This is a genomic window from Stenotrophomonas sp. 2YAF22 (assembly GCF_052114665.1).
GTDB lineage: Bacteria > Pseudomonadota > Gammaproteobacteria > Xanthomonadales > Xanthomonadaceae > Stenotrophomonas > Stenotrophomonas indicatrix.
In genome coordinates this window covers 1-1,971 of the sequence record NZ_JBFRFE010000714.1, presented here as the reverse complement: position 1 = coordinate 1,971, position 1,971 = coordinate 1, and the positions used below count along the sequence as shown (strand labels likewise).

The window sequence follows — 1,971 nt, the reverse complement described above, 5'->3', positions numbered from 1 at the left end:
CCCCATGCGTGGATGCCGTGCAACACGGATAAAGAAACGGCCCGGGTTTCCCCGGGCCGTTTTCATTCACCTCACACCCGATCCATCACTCGATCGGCTGGTCCAGCATCAGCTGGCGTGCGAAGCGCACCGGCGGGGCGCCGTAAGACAGCATCTGGTCGTGGTAGGCCTTCAGGTTGAACTTGTCACCCAGCTTGTCCTGCATCGCCTTACGGGTGTCGAAGTGTTCCTGCGCACCGACGAAGTAGGTCGGCAGCTGAGCCGAGGTCAGCTGCGCACGAACCCACTTGCCCGAGGCTTCGCTTTCCTGCTGGAAGGCGTCGTGGGTCATCAGGTGCATCGCCTTCTCGCGATCCCAGTTGTCCACGTGCACACCCTGGTCGAGGATCGCGTTGGAGATGGTGCGCAGGTAGAATTTCAGCTGCACCAGGTGGAACAGCGGATCGTTGTTGAGATAGCCCTGCTCCTGCATCATGCGCTCGGTGTAGACCGCCCAGCCTTCAGCGAACAGGCCCGAGCGCAGCACCGCGCGCAGGGTGGAGGGGAACTTGGCCGAATGCCAGCCTTCCAGGTAGTGGCCCGGTGTGCCCTCGTGGATGCTGAGCAGGTGGATCATGCGTGAGTTGTATTCGCGCAGGAACGAATCAACCTGCTTGTCGTTCCAGTCGTCCGGAATCGGCGAAACCGCGTAGAAGGTCTTCAGGTTCTTGTCCAGCGGGCCCGGCGAATCGCAATAGGCCACGGCCACGCCACGCTGGAATTCCGGCATCAGGATGATGTCCACCGGCGCGTCGGGCAGGGTCATCAGGTCGTGCTCGCGGACGAACGCAGTGGACTGCTCCAGTGCGGCCTTGGCGTCGTCGACGACCTTGTCGCGCGCCGGCTTGTCAGCGTAGGCCAGCTCCAGCGCGGCCTCGATCGCCTTCTGCTGCTGTTCGTCGGTCGGCTGCGCCGGCATTTCCGGTGCGCCCGGCTTGTCCTTCAGCACGGTCTGCGCGATGCCGTACATGTCCTCGCGCACGCGCTTGAGTTCGGCGCGTGCACGCTCACCGATCTCCTGCCGCGACAGCGAGGAATTCAGCGCGAACTTGAGCTTCTGGTCGTACTTTTCCGCACCGATGCGGAAGTCACCCTTGGCGTTCGGCACCAGGGTCTTGTCCAGCCAGGTCTGCTGTTCGTCCACGGCCTTCTTCAGGCCGTCGATGGCGGCCTGCAGGCGCTGCTGGTCGGCCTGCGGCAGCTCGCCGATGTGCGGGGTGATGAAGGTATCGACGATGCTGAGGATGCCCTTGTTCTGCTTGGCCACCGTCTCGGCATGGATCTTCGGCACGCGTGCCGGATCCAGGTTTTCGCGGGCCTGGGCGAAGATCGCCGGCAGTTTCTCCATGCGCGCGGTGGCGGCCTTCAGGCGCTCGGGCAACGGYGCGAACTCGCGTGCCATCAGGCCGTAGATCGCGCTGCCGGCAACGCCGTTGTACAGCTGCGGATCCCACTTGCCGGACTGCATGACCTCGGCATTCCAGATTTCCGACTGCAGCTGGTTGCGCAGGATCGCTGCATCCACCTGGTTTTCGCGGCCCAGCTTGGCCACCTCGATCTTGTCCAGCTCGCCCAGCAGGCCCTTGTAGGCGTCCACGGTCTTCTGCTGGCCAGCCGCGCTCAGGTCGTCGATCTCGCTGTCATAGCGGTGGTCGCCGATCTGGGTGGCGCTGACCGGAGACAGCTGCATCCAGGTATCCAGGGCACGCTTGGACAGGTCGGCGAAGGCGGCGTCGACCGCCGCATCACCAGCCTGCTGGCTGGCGGCCGGGGTGGAACCGTTGGTCGGGGCATCGGCCGGCTGGCAACCGGCCAGGGCGGCGACGAGGGCGAGGGCAAGAAGATGCGGGCGCATCGGCATTCCTGTACGGGGTCAATCCTCGAGCATAGGCCCCCGGGGCTGCTTTGTCCCCGTGCCATAGGATTACCATG

At 64.5% G+C, this 1,971-nt stretch carries 1 protein-coding gene; it reads right to left on the bottom strand.

From position 1 onward, the window contains the following. Positions 1 to 85 precede the first annotated feature (85 nt). Positions 86 to 1,894 (bottom strand): DUF885 domain-containing protein, encoded by a 1,809-nt coding sequence (locus AB4Y84_RS20305; protein WP_025877701.1) that lies wholly within the window; start codon positions 1,892 to 1,894, stop codon positions 86 to 88. Between the last annotated feature and the right edge of the window lie 77 nt (positions 1,895 to 1,971).